Origin of the sequence: Streptococcus suis, from assembly GCF_002964575.1 — a bacterium.
GTDB classification, from domain to species: domain Bacteria; phylum Bacillota; class Bacilli; order Lactobacillales; family Streptococcaceae; genus Streptococcus; species Streptococcus suis_R.
The window spans coordinates 21,045-38,067 of the sequence record NZ_POQQ01000063.1 but is presented as its reverse complement, the minus strand read 5'-3'; the positions used below and the strand labels follow the sequence as shown (position 1 = coordinate 38,067).

The window sequence follows — 17,023 nt, the reverse complement described above, 5'->3', positions numbered from 1 at the left end:
GTCTTATTCTCAGGCGATAAAGTTTCCCCTCTAAGACAATACCTGTGACTTCATACCACTTATCCTGTCGATATTCCAGAGCAGCAACCACCACTCCCATATTGTCTGAAGTCATCAGAGTATTGGATATTCCCTTTCCCACACGTCCCCTACGTTTGGTTGAGTCTGGATAAGCCAGATTAACAGAGTCTCCAAGAGTTGCCTTTGCGTACCCTGTTTTTGTGGCTTCCTTGATTTTCAGAAATGGCAGCTCCTCCCTCAGCAAAATCTTTGGCACCTTGTCTCCACCTTGCATGGTGGTCAAAGTCGGTGACAAGCCAGATATGTCAAATACTCTTCCAGTCTGGTCAAAGCTAGTCGGCAGATTTCCTGCGACAACAACTCCGTGTCTGTCTTGACTTGTCAAAGTAAACATAGGGTCTTGATTGTCCTTAAATCGACGACCATGTTGCCGTTTTTCTAGTCTATCTGGTGTTAAAACTGGAATGGCGATTTTTGCCCCCTCTCCTTTACCTCTTGTTAGTGTAGGAGCAAGTCCACTCGTCAGATAGACTTCACCATTCAAACCACGTTTAGAGGGATTGATATTTCCTAGCTTTTCAAGATGAGTTGGGCTGTTTTCTCTTCTGAGAGGAAATATGAATCTGGAACGGTATCTTCTAGAATGTCCGATAATAAAGACCCGCTCTCTGTTCTGCGGGACTTGGAAGTCCTTACTGTTAAGCACCTGCCATTCGACATCATACCCCAATTCATCCATCGTGGAGAGGATTGTGGCGAACGTCCGTCCCTCGTCGTGATTGAGTAGGCCTTTGACGTTTTCCAAAAATAGAAAACGTGGTTGGATTTGTTTGGCCGCTCGAGCAATCTCAAAAAAGAGAGTCCCTCGAGTATCTTCAAATCCCAATCGTCTGCCTGCGAGTGAAAATGCTTGGCAAGGAAATCCCCCGCAGATGATGTCCACTTGCCCTCTAAATTGTCTAAAGTCATGGTCTGTGACCTCTTTAATGTCATGGTATTCTATTTCTCCTTCTGTGTTAAACATGGCTTTATAAGATGTTCTGGCGAATTTATCAATTTCACAAAAGCCCAAACACTCATGGCCCTGTAATTCCATTCCTAGCCTAAAACCACCTATCCCAGCAAATAAATCTAAAAATTTCATTTTTCCTCTCTTTCCAACTAAAAAAGAGCCTTACACTTGTAAAACTCTTGCCTATATATGATCATCCATTTCTGGTGCACGGATGATTTCAAAAATCAAAATGACAATGGAAATCAGATAGATTCCACCTAGTATCCACCAAATCAACTTAATCACCTCCCTTTACTTCTTGTCGTCTCAGTTGCTTGGTCCACTCCGACAGCACACCATTAAATACATATTCAGCTATTACTTCCGCTGACCGAGCAAATCGCATATGTTCCAAAGCATACTGATAACGGTCACTAAAATAAATCATGGCATAGTCACTAGCTGACTGAGATAGCCCCGACTGTCTTAACTGGTCATGAACCAAACCCCAAATATAGTCTCGATCGTACTTGGTAACGCCATCGACTTTTGAAGTAAAGTTTTCTTCTTGTTTCTCATCTACCAGCTGCCTCTCCTCCTCGTCCTCAATAAGGAAATCACTCCCTTTAGTTTCACTATACTTAGTCTCACTTCCTTCAGTCTCACTAGGGGCTGAATATAAGACCGGCCCCGTCTTTCTTTGAGACTCCCCTAGTGTTTTTTTAACACTAGCCCCGTCTGAATTTGAGACAGGGGTAGGTTCATGTTCCAACTCCCCCAAGTAAATCTTATTGGCCATTCGTCCTCTTTCACTAGAGGACTGTTGGACTTCATCGATTAAGCCATATTCGCGTAAGGTTTTCTTGATAGAGAGTAGTTTTGACTTTGAACAGCCTAAAAGTGCCATCAGATTTGAATTGGAATAAATCAAATAAATAGCCCCATCCTCATCAATCCAACCTTTACTCAAAGACAACTCCAACCTATCTTTTAAAACCGCGTAGGCTACCTTAACCTCCAGCTTCATATCCTTATACCGTTCACTCTCAAACAAAATTTTAGGGAGTTTATAATAACGCTCTGATGTCTGATACTGATTAGCGGTAATTCGTTTCATGATTATCCCTCCAAGACTAAAAGTCCAACATTTCCGAATTCATCAAATCGGATTAAACCTACTTGTTCCATTTCATCAATTAGCTAAGTTGCTTTCTCAATATCAACTCCTAAAATAGTCACGAGATGACATATCACGATTTGGCGTGATGATTGTTCCTTCTTTTGCATGAATTCCTCCTGAAAATAAAAAAACGAGAACACTTATTAAAATGTTCTCGCTTATGCGATATTATAAATAATAAAATAAATTTTTCCTCCTTAACGACAGATTGTAGAACGCTCAAATCCTTGATTTATCAGCGTTTTAAGCACCTGTCATTATTATGACACAATCCCCACCTGGCAAGGACCAGAGCCCATCGTTTTCCTGGACAAGTAGGATTTTATCCTCTTGAAAAATAGCTGCGCGGGTATCCAGCTTAGGTGTCTGATAGCCTGTTTCGTTGCAGAAGAGTTCTTGTACGACTTCCAAGGGCTGTCCAGATGGCTCTACCAACATTTCCGCCGCAATCTGTCTGATTTCTTCGAAACGCTCCATGTCATAAACATCTTTTCCATAAGCCAAGCCTGTCTGAGCCAAGGCTTGTAAACGCACGGCCCATTCCAACCATTTATCCTGCGACATGACTTTCCCTCCATTCTATGACAGCTTGAGCATGGATATGCCCATCTACCACAATCTCATGCTGACTAACACCAGCTTCTGCCACCATGCGTGAACTCACCAGGCTAGTCGCCTCTACTTCCTTAAGATACTTGAGTTGGATTTTTTTAGGGACATGGCAGAGCAGAAAATCATAGCCCAGTGCTTCATACATCCATTCCAGGTACTTGCCATTATTGACATGCCCATTCATATCCAAGTCAAAATAGCGAACAGGAAATTCTTGAACAGATGGATTTTCCAAGAGCTGATACTTGGGAGCCCGAGGCAATTTCTTGACCTGCTCAGACTGATAAGGAGCAATCAAGGCTTCAGGCACAGGCGCCACCTTTCGAGTTTCAAAATCAATCAGGACAAAATAGCAGAGAATGTCCAGCAAAAGATTGCCCGCCTCATCGTAGATATAAAACATCCGATGACAGAAAAACTTATTGTAGGCAACCGCTTCTGTTTTAATGACAATGGTTTCATTGTACTTGGGCAGGCGTTGAATAGTTAGTTCATAATCTGTCACCACCCAAATCAAGCCAAATTCCTGAAAAACATAGAGGTCACTGCGACCCAGTTCTTCCGACTGCCGACCTGACACACCAAGACAGTAGGAAATAAAGTCAGGCAGTTTGATTTCTTGTTTGACATCCACCATATCAAAGGGAATGGTGAACTCTTCTTGGTAGCTTAGTCCCATTGTGTCCTCTTTCTAATCTTCTATAATGAAACGTTCGGCAACTGTATCGCCCAGAAACAAACCCTTTTTGGTCATCCGAAGCCAACGGTCTTCTTCTTGTAAGAGGCCTTCATTTTTCAAGTCCCTGACCACCTGACCGTAGCGGTCTTCAAAGGAGATACCAAACTTTTCCTCGAATCGCTCAATGGACACGCCAGTTTTTTTCCGTAGACCCAAAAACATCTCTTCTTCCATCTGCTCGGTCTGGCTGAGGAATTCTTCGTGCAGGCGGGAATGGCCTTTTTCGCGGATGGACTTGAGGTAGTGCTGGATGGGGCCGCGGTTGCGGTAGCGCATGCCGTCGATGTAGCCAGATGCTCCAGCTCCTAGACCATAGTACTCGGAGTTGTCCCAGTACATGAGGTTGTGGCGACTTTCAAATCCTGGCTTGGTGAAGTTGGAGATTTCGTAGTGCTCAAAGCCGTTTTTCTCCAGCTCTTGCAGAATGTAGTCGAACATATCGGACTCCACATCTTCGTTGGGCAGATGGAGATTGCCGCGGCGTTGGCGGTTCATGAAGACCGTGTGATTCTCCAAAATCAAGCTATAGAGGCTCATGTGGGGAATGTCCAGCTCCAAGGCCTTGGCGACATTGTCCACCACCTGCTCCATGGTCTGACCAGGCAGGGCATAAATCAGGTCAATGGAAATGTTGTGAAAACCCGCTTCCTTGAGGGCTGCAATGGTTTCATAAATCTGGGCTTGGTTGTGGCTACGACCGATTTTTTTCAGCATACGGTCATCAAAGGTCTGAACACCAAGCGACACCCGATTGCACTTGGATTTTTTCAGAACCGCAATCTTGTCTGCCGTCAAGTCACCTGGATTGGCCTCAATAGTGAATTCTTCCAGCTGTGACAAGTCCAGCAAGTCCTCTAGATTGGTCAGGAGATAATCTAGCTGGTCTGCCGAAAGAGCCGATGGTGTTCCGCCTCCGATATAAAGCGTGCGGAGGGCTGGCAGGTCGTAAAACTTGACCTCTTCCATGAGGGCTGCCAAATACTCGTCAACAGGCTGGTTCTTAATAAAGACCTTGGAAAAGTCACAGTAGTAACAAATCTGGGTACAAAATGGAATGTGGATATAGGCAGATGTCGGTCGTTTTTTCATAGGACTATTATAGCATACTGTCCCTAAAATTATTTTCTACAGCCCTCCCTTCTTATTAAACTGAAATACCTCTGACAGAACACAGAAAAAATGACCCCGCAAGGTCATTTTTAGTTTATTTATACTCAATGAAAATCAAAAGTAGCCTAGGAAACGAAGCCGACGATAGAACTGAAGTTCATCTAGGCTCTTGACAACGGATAATTTTGATTTTCGAAGAGTATTAGTTTACTTAGCTTCCAAATGCCATATATCTTCGTTGTACTGTTGAATAGTACGGTCTGATGAGAAGAATCCTGCTTTAGCAATGTTGACGATAACCTTATCCAACCAGCTGTCGCGGTCTTCATAGTCTGCCAACATTCTTTCCTTAGTTGCAATGTAGTCTTCCAAGTCTAGCAAGGTCATGAAGTGGTCATTGTGCTTGAGGTTGTCCTGCAAACGCCATAGGCGTTCATCGATACCACCAGCCTGACGAATAGTGTCAGAAGTGATGAAATCAATCAATGGACGGATAGCTTCGCGCTCGTAGAAGGCATAAGGATGGTAGCTACCATTGACATAGTGGTCAATAACAGTTTGGCTATCTTGACCGAAAATGTAGATATTTTCATCGCCGACCAATTCATGAATTTCCACGTTGGCACCATCATCTGTACCGATAGTCAAGGCACCGTTGAGCATGAATTTCATGTTACCAGTACCAGATGCTTCTTTAGATGCAAGAGAAATCTGCTCTGAAATATCTGCCGCTGGAATGATGAAGCTGGCTTCCGTTACGTTGTAGTTTTCAATCATAACCAACTGCAAGTGTGGTGCCACTTCTGGGTCATTTTTGATAACCTGTGACAAGACCAAAATCAAGTGAATGATGTCCTGAGCAGTTGTATAGGCAGGAGCAGCTTTTCCTCCAAAGAAGACTGTCAATGGACGAGTTGGGATATTGCCTGCCTTGATATCCAAATACTTGTGGATAACATAGAGAACATTCATCTGTTGACGCTTGTACTCGTGCATACGCTTGATTTGCACGTCAAAGATAGACTCTGGATTGACCTCCACACCTTGCGTCTTAGCAATATGGCGTTGCAACTTACGCTTGTTGTGCTGCTTGGTTTCTTCCAACCATTTCTTCAATTCTTTGCTGTCTTTGTGGTCCAATAGTTTTTCCAACTCGCTGGCATCATGGTGGTAGCCATGACCAAGTAGGCCATCAAGATAGCTAGCCAATCTTGGGTTAGCATGCAAGAGCCAACGGCGGAAGGTGATACCGTTAGTCTTGTTGTTAAATTTCTCTGGGTAAAGCTCGTAGAAGGCTTTCAACTCAGATGTCTTCAAAATCTCAGTATGAAGGGCTGCTACACCGTTGATAGAGTAGCCGTAGTGAATATCCATGTGGGCCATGTGGACACGACCATGCTCATCGATGATATTAACCGCTGGATCATTTTTCACTTCTTTTGCACGGCGGTCCAACTCCTCGATAAATGGTACTAAGTGAGGCACCACATGGTTCAAGAAGTCAAGTGGCCATTTTTCAAGGGCTTCAGACAAGATTGTATGGTTGGTATAGGCAGTCATTTTCTTAACAATTTCGATTGCCTCATCGAAGGAAATGCCACGAAGTTCCAAAAGACGAATCAATTCTGGAATGACAAGGGATGGGTGGGTATCATTGATTTGAACCACAGCGTAATCAGGCAAGTCATGAAGATTTGAACCTTTGGCAACCGCTTCATCAATCAAGAGTTGAGCCGCGTTGGATACCATGAAATATTGCTGGAAGATACGGAGAACTTTACCCTCATCTGTCGAATCATCTGGATAAAGGAAGAGGGTCAAGTTACGGAAAATGTCTTCCTTGTCAAACTCAATGCCATCGTAGATAATATTGTCATCAACTGAACCAAGGTCAAACAAACGCAAACGGTTCTTCCGCTCCGTCTTATAACCTGGCACATCAATATCGTACAACTTAGACGTCAAGGTAAAGTTAGCAAATGGCACTTGGTAAGAAATTGGGGATTCTGTCAACCAAGAACGGGGTGTAATCCATTCATTTGGCACTGCAGATTGCTGATGGTATTCGAACAACTGACGGAAGAGTCCGAAGTGGTAATTAAGACCCACACCATCTCCGTTGAGACCGAGACTAGCAATGGAATCAAGGAAGCAAGCAGCCAAACGACCCAAACCACCGTTACCAAGAGATGGCTCCATCTCCACATCTTCGATAGCAATCAAGTCCTTACCTGCAGCTGCAAGCTGGCTCTTCACCTCATCATAAACACCCAAGTTGATCAAGTTGTTAGACAAGAGTTTACCAATCAAGAATTCTGCAGAAATGTAGTAGACTTTCTTCTTCTGCTCGTTGGTGTACTTAGCTTCGCTCTGTTGCTTAGTAAATGCAAGCAAAGCATAATAAAGTTCATGGTCAGAACAGTCCTCGATGCGCTTGGCATACATAGATTGGACAAAATTTTGTAAATTAATCACTGCTTATCTCCTTTTGTATATGTTAATGTAATCATTCAGAAACGTTTCTTATTTTTTTGTAAACGTTTTCTATACGATAATTATACCCTATTTAACAAAAAAAGGCAAGCTATAATACAAAACTGTATATAGTTCGCCTTTTATATTATTCAGCAATCAGAGTTTCCAAACCGACCTTCATCATGTCTGTGAAGGTATTTTGACGCTCTTCAGCTGTCGTGTCTTCTTCTGGGTTGACCAAGCTATCCGAAATGGTCATGATTGCAAGTGTTTCGACACCGAATTTAGCCCCCAAATAGTAAAGAGCTGCGGCTTCCATCTCAACTGCCTTGACACCGATTTGACCCAACTCTAAGTTACGACTGAAAAGTTTTGGTGAGTAGAAACTGTCTGAAGACAGGACATTGCCCACGTGAGTAGTGATATTAAGCTCTTTAGCAATATGATAGGCCTTATCCAAGAGATTAAAGCTAGCAATCTGTGGCAAGTCATATTCTGGCCAATCAATATTGATCATACGAGAGTTGGTCGCTGCTGCCTGAGCCAAAACCAATTCACGAACATGAACATCCTTGTTTAAAGAACCAGCAGTTCCCACACGGATGAGTTTTTTCACACCATAATCATTGATGAGCTCATGGGCGTAAATAGAGATAGATGGCATTCCCATACCAGTTCCCATCACAGAGACACGATGACCTTTGTAGGTACCTGTGTAGCCGAACATATTGCGGACTTCGTTGAAACAAACTGCGTCTTCTAGGAAATTTTCAGCGATAAATTTAGCACGAAGTGGATCACCAGGAAGCAAAATCTTATCAGCGATTTCGCCTGGTTTTGCGGAAATATGAATTGACATATAGAGCTTTCCTTTTCTCAATTATTTTTTCTTATTTTTTCTTTGAAGCAAGATGAAGAGTAAGGTAGTAATAGCGATATAAGGGATGCTGTGGACAGGTTTGAAAAAGAGGTAGGCGACAGCTACTATCGCCATCAAAAGAATAACGATTAGTATCCATTTATCTGGATTAAAAGGCTTCATAATGTACACACTCCTCTAAACCATCTTACAACTCTGCCAAGATAGCTTTGACCAAACCTTTGAAGTTGCCCTTGATTTGCTCGGTTACTTCTACCACTTCTTCATGGTTGAGTTCAGATTGGAAACCAGCCGCAAAGTTTGTGATGGCAGAAATACCCAAGACTTTCATGCCTGAGTGAGCTGCCACGATAACTTCTGGCACGGTTGACATACCGACTGCATGGGCACCCAATGTCTTGAAGGCCAAGATTTCTGCAGGTGTTTCGTAGGTAGGACCTGTCACACCGAGGTAGACACCATTGTCCAACTTGATACCCAATTTTTCCGCAACGGCATGGGCTTTCTCACGGTATTCTTTGGTGTAGGCATTTGACATATCTGGGAAACGTGGACCAAATTCTTCCAAGTTTTCGCCAATCAATGGATTTTGACCAGTCATGTTGATGTGGTCTGTAATAGCCATGAGGGTACCTGGGCCGTAGCCGATACCACCGGCGGCATTGGTTACAATCACGCCTTCACAACCAAGGGCTTTCATGACACGAACTGGGAAGGTCACGACTTCCATAGGATTGCCTTCGTAGAAGTGGAAACGACCTTGAAGGGCCAAGACCTTGCGACCCGCCAAATCACCGTAAACCAACTTACCAGCATGACCCACAACTGTTGATTTACCCCAGTTTGGAATGTCCGCATAATCGATTACGATTGCATTTTCTACTTCTTCCGCTAATTCGCCCAAACCTGAGCCCAAGATCAAACCAAATTCTGGCTTGACCAAACCTTTTTCTTCTAAGAACGTTTTTGTTTCATTGATTTTTGCTAGTAAACTCATATTTTCTCCCTTTACAAATAAGCTGACCAGTCATATTCTGGCATTTTTTCCTTGATGATATCGAGGGGACGACAGAGAAAGGCTGTCTGTTCTCGCTCGATAATGGGACGGTTGAGAAGAGCAAGCTCTGCCACTAAACGCTGGAAAAGTGCTTCTTCTGACAAGCCTGCTCGCTCTTCTTCCGTCAACCGAATGACTGCAGAGGGCTGACTGCCCATTTTTTCCAAAAGTGCTGTCAATTCCTCCGCTGTCAGTGGATTTTCTAGGTAATTAACCCATTTGATGTACATGTCTTGACTGGGCAATAAGACTTGTAATTTCTTACATTTGCTGCAGTCGGGATTGTAATAGACCGTCAGTTGTTCCATTAGACCAGAGCTCCTAAGAAACTCTCACCAATCATGGCTTTTTCGACACCGAAGTTTTCAGCGATAGTCGCTGAAATGTCCGCAAAATGTCCTACTGGCAAAACACCACTGCCTGTGAAGGACTTGCTATAAGCCAAGAGTGGCACATACTCACGGGTATGGTCTGTACCTGCATAGGCAGGGTCATTTCCATGGTCAGCCGTAATCAAGAGCAGGTCATCCTCACGCATGTGCTCAATAATTTCTGGAATACGGGCATCAAATTCCTGCAAGCAATCGCGGTAGCCTTCGATGTCACGACGATGACCATAAACAGCGTCGAAGTCAACCAAGTTGGTAAACGAGAAACCTTTCTCAAAGTCAGCCAACTGCAAGGTTTCAATCAAGACATCTACCCCATGCATGTTTGACTTGGTATGGCCCATGTCGTTAGTAATACCTGATGCGTTGAAAATGTCGCTGATTTTGCCGACAGAATAAGTTGGCACGCCTGCATCAGCAAGCTTGTTGAGAACAGTTGCTTCAAATGGTGACACGGCATAGTCATGACGGTTGGCAGTCCGTGAGAAATTACCTGGCTCACCAACGTATGGACGGGCGATGATACGACCGAGCAATGCTGGACGTTCAAGGGTGATGGAACGAGCGTACTCACAGATACGATACAACTCATCAAGTGGAATAATGTCTTCGTGGGCTGCAATCTGAAGGACAGGGTCTGCGGAAGTATAGACGATCAACTCCCCAGTTTCCATTTGGCGAGGACCAAAGTCATCAATGACAGCTGTACCAGAGTACGGCTTGTTCGCCTCGCGGATGATTTTACGGCCTGAGAACTCTTCGATTTTTGTCAAAATCTCCTCTGGGAAGCCGTCCCAGAAAGTGTCGAATGGCTCTGTGATATTAAGCCCCATGATTTCCCAGTGACCTGTCATGGTGTCTTTTCCAAGTGACACTTCTTCCAACTTGGTCACATAACCAGTTGGATGACTTTCAGCAGGAACAGTCGCAAGGGCTGTGTCACGAGGAATGTTTCCAAGACCGATTTTTGCCATGTTTGGCACAGCCAAACCAGCTTTTTCAGAGATGTGACCGAGGGTGTCAGACTCCGTGTCCGCCACACCAGCGTTGAAAAACTTGTCTGCATCTGGTGCCGCACCGATTCCGACAGAATCCATAACCACCAGGTGAATGCGTTTAAATTTAGACATAAGAACTCCTTTTTCTAAGAACTTGTATTTACGAGTGAACTTCTGAATTGCATATACAGGTTCCATTGTTCGTCTTTTCATTATACCATAAAAACGCTCCCCATTAAATAAAAATGAGAAGCGTTTTCACTTTATTTCTTTTCAAGAATTTTTGGTCCTTGTGGGGTGCCGACAATGACCTTAGAAATCAAGCCTATGAAAAGCCCATGTTCCACGACACCGACTGTCTTATCCAGTTCGTCAGCCAGAGCATAGCTATCTTCAATCCGTTGCAAATCAAGGTCAATGATGAAATTCTTCATATCTGTCACATGTTTCTGACCATCCTTCATCCGAAAACTTGGGCGATAGCCCTTTTTCTCGAAGTGACGGAAGAGATTTTCAGAACCATATTGCACCACTTCCACTGGCAACTTGAAGGCTCCAAGGGTATCAACTACCTTGGATTCATCCACAATCCAGATACTGTCCTTGCTGTTGACCGCAACCACCTTCTCCATGAGCAGGGCGGCTCCGCCACCCTTGATACCGTTGAAGGCTCCGTCAACTTCATCAGCTCCATCAACTGTCAAATCTACATAGTCAACTTCATCTATATTCTTTAAAGGAATTCCTAAAGAAGCTGCATGGTCTGCAGTGGCATGAGAGGTTGTTACACCAGTAATCTGCAAGCCTTCTTCCTGCACCCGACGACCGATTTCTTGGACAAAATAGTAGGCCGTTGACCCTGTTCCCAAGCCAACAATCATACCATCCCTCACAAACTCCGCCGCCTTAATTCCAACCTGTTCCTTTAAATTCGTCATGAATTGCTCCTTTCAGCTAAACCGTTTACATTCATTATAGCACGGTTCCAGCCTTCTGCCCACTGATTTCTAAAAAAATCTAGACAAAAATCACCCTGACTATAAATTCTCCACATCTTTCAACTTCACGGAAACAATCTTGGACACGCCAGATTCCTGCATGGTCACCCCATACATAGCATCCGCTGCCGCCATAGTCCCTTTTCGGTGGGTCACGACAATAAACTGACTGTCCTTGTCGAAGCGATTGAGATAGTCCCCGAAACGCTTGACATTGGCCTCGTCCAAGGCCGCCTCCACCTCGTCCAAGATGACAAAAGGAATGGTCTTGACGCGGATAATGGAAAATAGCAGAGCGAGGGCCGAGAGGGCCTTTTCGCCACCTGACATGAGGTTGAGCGATTGGATTTTCTTACCCGGAGGCTGAACAGAAATCTCCACACCCGCAGTCAACATATCCTGCTCCGTCAAAATCAAGTCCGCAGAACCACCGCCAAACATCTGTCTGAAAGTCTGCTTAAAGCTTTCGCGAATGGCTTCAAAAGTGACCTTAAAGCGTTCCTTGACTTCGTCATCCATCTCATGAATAGTGTTCAAGAGCAAATCACGCGCAGACAAAATGTCTGTCCGTTGCTCATTGAGGAAGGTGAGACGATTATGAACCTCATCATACTGCTCAATGGCATCCAAGTTGACAGGACCGAGAGCACGAATGGAACGTTCCAAGTCTTTCAAACTTTGCTCAGCAACTGCTAAATTCTCAACTTCCTTAGCTCGACTGCTGGCCTCTTCAAAACTCACTTTGAAATGCTCAGTCAAATTGCCTAGCAAGGTCCGTAATCTATCTCCTGCTTGCTCACATTCCGCTTCCAACTTAGCCTGTTTGCGAATGAGGTCATCATTCTTGGTCCGAGCTTGTTGCAACCTTTCTTCCAAGTCTTCAAACTGCCCATCAATATCTTCCAGCTCAAATTTCAAGCGGATTTGAATTTGATTGGTCTGTACTTGCTTGTCAACCGAAGCCTGTAACTGCTCTTCAAGGATGTCAATACTTGTGTCTTCGAGAGCTACTAACTTCTGGTCAATTATATCCTCTAGGAGAGAAATATCCTTTTCTGTAGCCGCTTTTTCTTCTTGTAATCGACCAAGGTCTGTCTGTTCAAAGCGCAACTGACTAGAAACTTCTGCCTGCTCCAAGGTCAGTTGTCCCTTCTGGGCCTGCAAGGCTTGCAAACTTTCTTGGATACTGTCACGATTGTCACGCACCTGATTGATTTGCTGGTCCAAGGCTTGTTTTTTCTCCGTCAGAGCTTGAAGATTGACTTCTTCCTTGGCCGCTTCTTCTTCCAGCTCGGTCAAAATGCTTGGACTGACTTGGCTCATTTGCAGGTCGTACTGGGCTGTCACTTGGGCCAGACGATTTTCTGCTTGTTCCTGATGAATGCTGGCACTCTGCTGACTTAATCTAGCCTCTTCACCCTCCGATTTTATGGCTTCCAAACCTTGTCTGATCTTGTCTAGGCTTGTTTTCTTGGTCGCCACCAAGCTTTCTTGCTCCTGCAACTGACTAGACAGCTCTGCTATTTCTCCCAAAAGAGCATCCAGTTCCGGCTTGATAAAGGTCGTGCTATTATTCCGATTGCTACCACCAGCAAAAGCTCCACCAGGACGAATTTCAGCTCCATCCATGGTCACCATGCGGACCTGGAACCTGGTCGCACGCGCCGCCTGATTGGCATGGTCAATGGTATCAAAAATCGCAATGGTACTCAGTAAATTTTGGAAAATCGCATCTAGGTTTGGTTGGTAGGTCACCAAGTCACTAGCCAGCCCCAAAAAGCCGTCGGAAGATTCAAGTAACGAAACTTGCTGACCAGAAAGCTGGCGAGGCTTGATGGTTGTCAAAGGCAAGAAGGTTGCCCGCCCTTGCCGTTTTTCTTTCAAAAAGGCAATGGCACGTTTGGCAGTTGCCTCGTCTTCAACAATGACGTTTTGGCTGGCCCCGCCCAGAGCAATTTCCAGGGCTGTCTGGTAACGAGTATCGAAGGTCAGTTGCTCACTGACTGCCCCGATAATGCCACCTAGACTAGACGAAGCCTGCAAGACAGCCTTAACACCCGCGTAGAAATTGGAGTGATTTTTTAAGATAGCTTCCAAACTAGACTGACGAGCTTGTTTGCCCTTCAATAAATCCAGTAAATCAAAGAGACTACTTTGCTCATCCTGATAGGCTGCCTGAGCCTGATCCAGCTCTTCTTTCTTAGTCTGATAGGCTACCAGCAAGTCCTTCAAAACTTGATCAGCCTTCTCTGCTGCAACTCGACTCTTATCCAATTCTTCTTGAGCCAGCTCTTTCTCAGCCTGCAGACGTGCCAGGTCTGCCGACTTGCTTTCTGACAGACTGATTTGATTGGCAATATCCTGCTGAAGCTTAGTCAAGCGGTTTGACGCTTCTGCCTCTTCCTGCATAAGCGCCACATACTGCTCACGGAGATGGTCCAAAACCTGATCCGGATCTTCGGAGAAGTAGGAAATTTCCTTATCCACAGCAGCAATATCGTCTTTCAAGCTAGACAAAGAACGCTCCAACTGAGCAATTTTTTCTTGCCTTTGCCCAATCTGTTGCTCTAAGCTAGTTCGTTTAGACTGCATACTTTCCAAACGCTCTTGAGCCTCTTGGCGACTGGATTCATTCTGACTAGATTCCAGTTTATGAACCTCAATTTTTCGCTCCAGGTCACTGATTAACTTGGTCAGTTCTAGCAAAACAGCTTGTTCACGTTCCATCTGTTCAGATAAACGATGACGCTTTTCTTTCAAAGTCTGGTTTTCCTGTTCCAATTCAGACCGCTGTTGGTAGTAGCTAGTCAATTCAGTTTTGACAGATTCTAGTTCGGTTTCTTTTTCCGATAATGTTTCCTTACCAAGCGTCAATTGAGCAACCAAAACATCCAGGTAAAGTTCCTTGCGTTGCTCATCCAATTCCAAAAATTTCTTGGCTGTTTGAGCCTGCTTCTCCAAGGGTTTGACCTGATTGTCCAACTCGTAAATGATGTCATCCAACCGGTCCAAGTTACCTTGAGCCTGTTCCAGCTTACTTTCGGTTTCTTTCTTACGGGTCTTGTATTTTAAGACCCCTGCCGCCTCTTCAAAAATAGCACGGCGTTCCTCTGGCTTGGAATTAAAAATCGCTTCAACTCGCCCTTGAGAAATAATGGAGAATGAATCACGACCCAAGCCAGTATCCATGAAAAGATCATGGATATCCCGCAAACGAACTTTTTTCCCATCAATCAGGTATTCACTATCACCAGACCGATAAATGTGGCGTTCTACCTTGATTTCTTTCTCTTTGTGAGCAATAAAACCAGAACTATTATCTAAGGTTACAACCACAGACGCGTAATTGAGTGGTTTCCGACTCTCTGTTCCAGCAAAGATAACGTCAGGCATCTTGCCTCCACGCAGGCTCTTGGCAGAAGATTCCCCCAAGGCCCAACGCAGACTTTCTGTAATATTGGACTTGCCAGAACCATTCGGTCCCACTACGGCCGTCACTCCACGGTCAAAGACTACCTTAGTCTTATCCGCAAAGGACTTAAAGCCCTGCATTTCAATCGATTTTAGAAACATACCTATCCTCTAGCCTCCACAGCATTTTTTGCGGCGGCTTGTTCAGCTAATTTCTTTGAGCGACCACGGCCACGACCAATCACACGCTGGTCGGCAGACACCTCCACTTCAAAGGTCTTATCATGGGCAGGACCTGATTCAGCCACCACCTGATAAGCAATAGCAATCTCACCATTGACCTGCAGAATTTCCTGCAAGGCAGTCTTGTAGTCGGTCACGCGCTCAAAGTTCCCTTTTTCCAAGCGAGGAATCATGACCTTATGGATAAATTCCTCCACGGTCTTTTCCCCCTTGTCCAATAGCAGAGCTCCTAAGAAAGCCTCGAAAGCATCTCCTAAAATGGTATCGCGATTGCGTCCCCCAGACTTCTCTTCCCCTTTACCAAGACGAAGAAAACGATCGAAACCACAGGCACGTGAAAATCCTGCCAAGGACTCCTCACGAACAAAGGTCGAACGCAACTTAGACATTTCCCCCTCTGGTCTGTCAGGATATTTTTGATAGAGATACTTGGAAATCATCAACTGGAGAACAGCGTCTCCTAAAAATTCCAAGCGTTCATTATGTGAAATTTTTAGAAGGCGATGCTCATTGGCATAAGAGGTATGGGTAAAGGCCGTTTCCAACAAATTCAAATCCGAAAAATCAATCCCAAAATCCGCCAAAAGTTTTTTATGTAAATCTTTCATCATCTAACCCCTTTCTAAAGAGTAATCCTTACAAAATAGAAGTTTCAAATTCACTTCATCCTATCATTATACCACATTTTCCACTGGACTTCTCCTGTCAGCTTAGCTTTCTACAAGTACAAACGTCCTATTTTTGCAAACATTTACACATCCATCCTTTTTCGATAAAATGGAAGAAAAAAGAAGGGAGTTAGTATGCACAATAAACCAAAACCATTCAATACCTCACTACTCTCCCTCATCCAGTTCATCGGAGCTATTTTAGTCATCGCCCTCCATTGCCGCAGGTTATTTGAAGCAGACCCGCTCCACTTCATCCAAAAATCCATCTTTAGCCGCATGGTCGTCCCCTACTTTATGGTCACCGCCAGCTTCTTCCTCCGACGCAACTACCCCAGCCTCTCCAAACAATATCTTATTCGCTACATCAAACAATACCTGACCTGGTCCGCCCTCTACCTGCCTTTCTACCTCATCTACCTAACACTCCAAGAAATCCCCCTCTCCTACTACCCCCTCGCACTCCTAGTCGGACTGACCTACACCGGCACCAGCTACCAACTCTGGTACATGCCCGCCTTCTTGCTTGGCCTTGTCCTCGTCCATTTTTCCTTGGAGAAATGGGGCTGGCGCATCACAGCTTGTCTAGCCTGTCTCCTCTATCTCCTAGGCTCAGTCGAAACCTACTCCTCCTACCTGGCAGAATCGGTCTTTTTGACCGCATTTGACAGCTACAAAACCTTCTTTTTCACCAGCCGCAACGGCCTCTTCTACGCACCAATTTTTGTCCTGACAGGCTGTTACCTAGCCGACAAACTCAATCAACCCATTTTCCAATACCGACAAAAGACCAAACTACTTGTCTGCATAGCTCTTTTAGCCTTTGAAGCCACTATCATCTATCTCAACCAGGGCTACGACAAGAACTTTCTATTTAGCCTGATTCCATTCACAGCCTATCTAGTCGCCTGGACCCTAACAACAGACCTCTTCCGCCAGAAAAAATTCCAATTTCTCAAAGAATACGCCAGCTATTATTATTTTATCCATGTTATCCCAGTCGAAATCAGCTTTTTCTTCCTAGAAACTAGTGCCCTGACCAACATACAGCAGGGCTGGCTGGTTTTCTTCATCACCATCATCACTTGCCAACTGCTCAGCTGGTTCATCATTAATACTCAATGAAAATCAAAAACAGACTAGCTCCAACAGTCTGGGAATAGACTGTTGGAGGTCGGAAATTAGACGAACTTGGTTCGTGACCGTAAGATGCGGATAGAACTGAAGTTCATCAAATCAAGTCAACAA

General features: G+C 44.6%; 14 protein-coding genes and 1 pseudogene. 1 reads left to right on the top strand and 14 read right to left on the bottom strand.

Features of this window, described 5'->3' with window-relative positions; all coding sequences use genetic code 11:
• The 14 genes and pseudogenes from C1E58_RS09600 to rnc all read right to left on the bottom strand — a co-directional run.
• On the bottom strand, positions 1-1,165 hold a 1,165-nt coding region (locus C1E58_RS09600; protein ID WP_105210186.1), incomplete at its 3' end, for a DNA cytosine methyltransferase.
• Between the two features lie 148 nt (positions 1,166-1,313).
• Positions 1,314-2,132, bottom strand: coding sequence for a replication initiator protein A (locus C1E58_RS09590; protein WP_105210185.1), 819 nt, complete (start codon positions 2,130-2,132; stop codon positions 1,314-1,316).
• Between the two features lie 330 nt (positions 2,133-2,462).
• A pseudogene (locus C1E58_RS09580) lies at positions 2,463-2,759 on the bottom strand (NUDIX hydrolase); the annotation flags it as partial.
• Positions 2,746-3,486, bottom strand: a complete 741-nt coding sequence (locus C1E58_RS09575) for an acyl-ACP thioesterase domain-containing protein (RefSeq protein WP_105210184.1) — start codon at positions 3,484-3,486, stop codon at positions 2,746-2,748. The pseudogene C1E58_RS09580 and the gene C1E58_RS09575, both read right to left, overlap by 14 nt.
• Before the next feature lie 12 nt (positions 3,487-3,498).
• Entirely contained in the window at positions 3,499-4,635 is a 1,137-nt protein-coding gene (gene hemW, locus C1E58_RS09570) for a radical SAM family heme chaperone HemW (protein WP_014638299.1), read from the bottom strand.
• 228 nt (positions 4,636-4,863) lie between these two features.
• On the bottom strand, positions 4,864-7,131 hold the full coding sequence (locus C1E58_RS09565) for a glycogen/starch/alpha-glucan phosphorylase (RefSeq protein WP_105210183.1): 2,268 nt from the start codon (positions 7,129-7,131) through the stop codon (positions 4,864-4,866).
• A gap of 145 nt (positions 7,132-7,276) precedes the next feature.
• Complete coding sequence (gene deoD, locus C1E58_RS09560) at positions 7,277-7,990, bottom strand: purine-nucleoside phosphorylase (protein WP_105210182.1); 714 nt, start codon at positions 7,988-7,990, stop codon at positions 7,277-7,279.
• Positions 7,991-8,011: 21 nt separating this feature from the next.
• Entirely contained in the window at positions 8,012-8,173 is a 162-nt protein-coding gene (locus C1E58_RS12100) for a hypothetical protein (RefSeq protein ID WP_002940467.1), read from the bottom strand.
• Positions 8,174-8,198: 25 nt separating this feature from the next.
• The gene (locus C1E58_RS09555; RefSeq protein WP_105125329.1) at positions 8,199-9,008 is read right to left on the bottom strand and encodes a purine-nucleoside phosphorylase; all 810 of its coding nucleotides are present in this window, start codon (positions 9,006-9,008) and stop codon (positions 8,199-8,201) included.
• A gap of 11 nt (positions 9,009-9,019) precedes the next feature.
• A complete protein-coding gene (locus tag C1E58_RS09550; protein ID WP_105210181.1) occupies positions 9,020-9,376 on the bottom strand; it encodes an arsenate reductase family protein in 357 nt (118 codons plus the stop codon).
• Positions 9,376-10,587, bottom strand: a complete 1,212-nt coding sequence (locus tag C1E58_RS09545; protein ID WP_105210180.1) for a phosphopentomutase — start codon at positions 10,585-10,587, stop codon at positions 9,376-9,378. The genes C1E58_RS09550 and C1E58_RS09545 overlap by 1 nt, the downstream gene beginning before the upstream one ends.
• A gap of 131 nt (positions 10,588-10,718) precedes the next feature.
• On the bottom strand, positions 10,719-11,393 hold the full coding sequence (gene rpiA, locus C1E58_RS09540; protein WP_105210179.1) for a ribose-5-phosphate isomerase RpiA: 675 nt from the start codon (positions 11,391-11,393) through the stop codon (positions 10,719-10,721).
• A 99-nt stretch (positions 11,394-11,492) separates the two neighbouring features.
• Positions 11,493-15,026, bottom strand: a complete 3,534-nt coding sequence (gene smc / locus C1E58_RS09535; protein WP_105210178.1) for a chromosome segregation protein SMC — start codon at positions 15,024-15,026, stop codon at positions 11,493-11,495.
• Between the two features lie 2 nt (positions 15,027-15,028).
• The gene (gene rnc / locus C1E58_RS09530) at positions 15,029-15,715 is read right to left on the bottom strand and encodes a ribonuclease III (protein ID WP_105210188.1); all 687 of its coding nucleotides are present in this window, start codon (positions 15,713-15,715) and stop codon (positions 15,029-15,031) included.
• A 195-nt stretch (positions 15,716-15,910) separates the two neighbouring features.
• On the opposite strand from rnc, the gene C1E58_RS09525 reads away from it, so the two are divergent.
• Entirely contained in the window at positions 15,911-16,900 is a 990-nt protein-coding gene (locus C1E58_RS09525) for an acyltransferase family protein (RefSeq protein WP_105210177.1), read from the top strand.
• Positions 16,901-17,023: the final 123 nt, after the last annotated feature.

Excerpts from the sequence above, each read along its gene's own strand:
- C1E58_RS09590 (WP_105210185.1), bottom strand. The coding sequence starts at position 2,132 with ATGAAACGAATTACCGCTAATCAGTATCAGACATCAGAGCGTTATTAT.
- C1E58_RS09575 (WP_105210184.1), bottom strand. The coding sequence starts at position 3,486 with ATGGGACTAAGCTACCAAGAAGAGTTCACCATTCCCTTTGATATGGTG.
- hemW (WP_014638299.1), bottom strand. The coding sequence starts at position 4,635 with ATGAAAAAACGACCGACATCTGCCTATATCCACATTCCATTTTGTACC.
- deoD (WP_105210182.1), bottom strand. The coding sequence starts at position 7,990 with ATGTCAATTCATATTTCCGCAAAACCAGGCGAAATCGCTGATAAGATT.
- C1E58_RS12100 (WP_002940467.1), bottom strand. The coding sequence starts at position 8,173 with ATGAAGCCTTTTAATCCAGATAAATGGATACTAATCGTTATTCTTTTG.
- C1E58_RS09555 (WP_105125329.1), bottom strand. The coding sequence starts at position 9,008 with ATGAGTTTACTAGCAAAAATCAATGAAACAAAAACGTTCTTAGAAGAA.
- C1E58_RS09550 (WP_105210181.1), bottom strand. The coding sequence starts at position 9,376 with ATGGAACAACTGACGGTCTATTACAATCCCGACTGCAGCAAATGTAAG.
- C1E58_RS09545 (WP_105210180.1), bottom strand. The coding sequence starts at position 10,587 with ATGTCTAAATTTAAACGCATTCACCTGGTGGTTATGGATTCTGTCGGA.
- rpiA (WP_105210179.1), bottom strand. The coding sequence starts at position 11,393 with ATGACGAATTTAAAGGAACAGGTTGGAATTAAGGCGGCGGAGTTTGTG.
- smc (WP_105210178.1), bottom strand. The coding sequence starts at position 15,026 with ATGTTTCTAAAATCGATTGAAATGCAGGGCTTTAAGTCCTTTGCGGAT.
- rnc (WP_105210188.1), bottom strand. The coding sequence starts at position 15,715 with ATGAAAGATTTACATAAAAAACTTTTGGCGGATTTTGGGATTGATTTT.
- C1E58_RS09525 (WP_105210177.1), top strand. The coding sequence starts at position 15,911 with ATGCACAATAAACCAAAACCATTCAATACCTCACTACTCTCCCTCATC.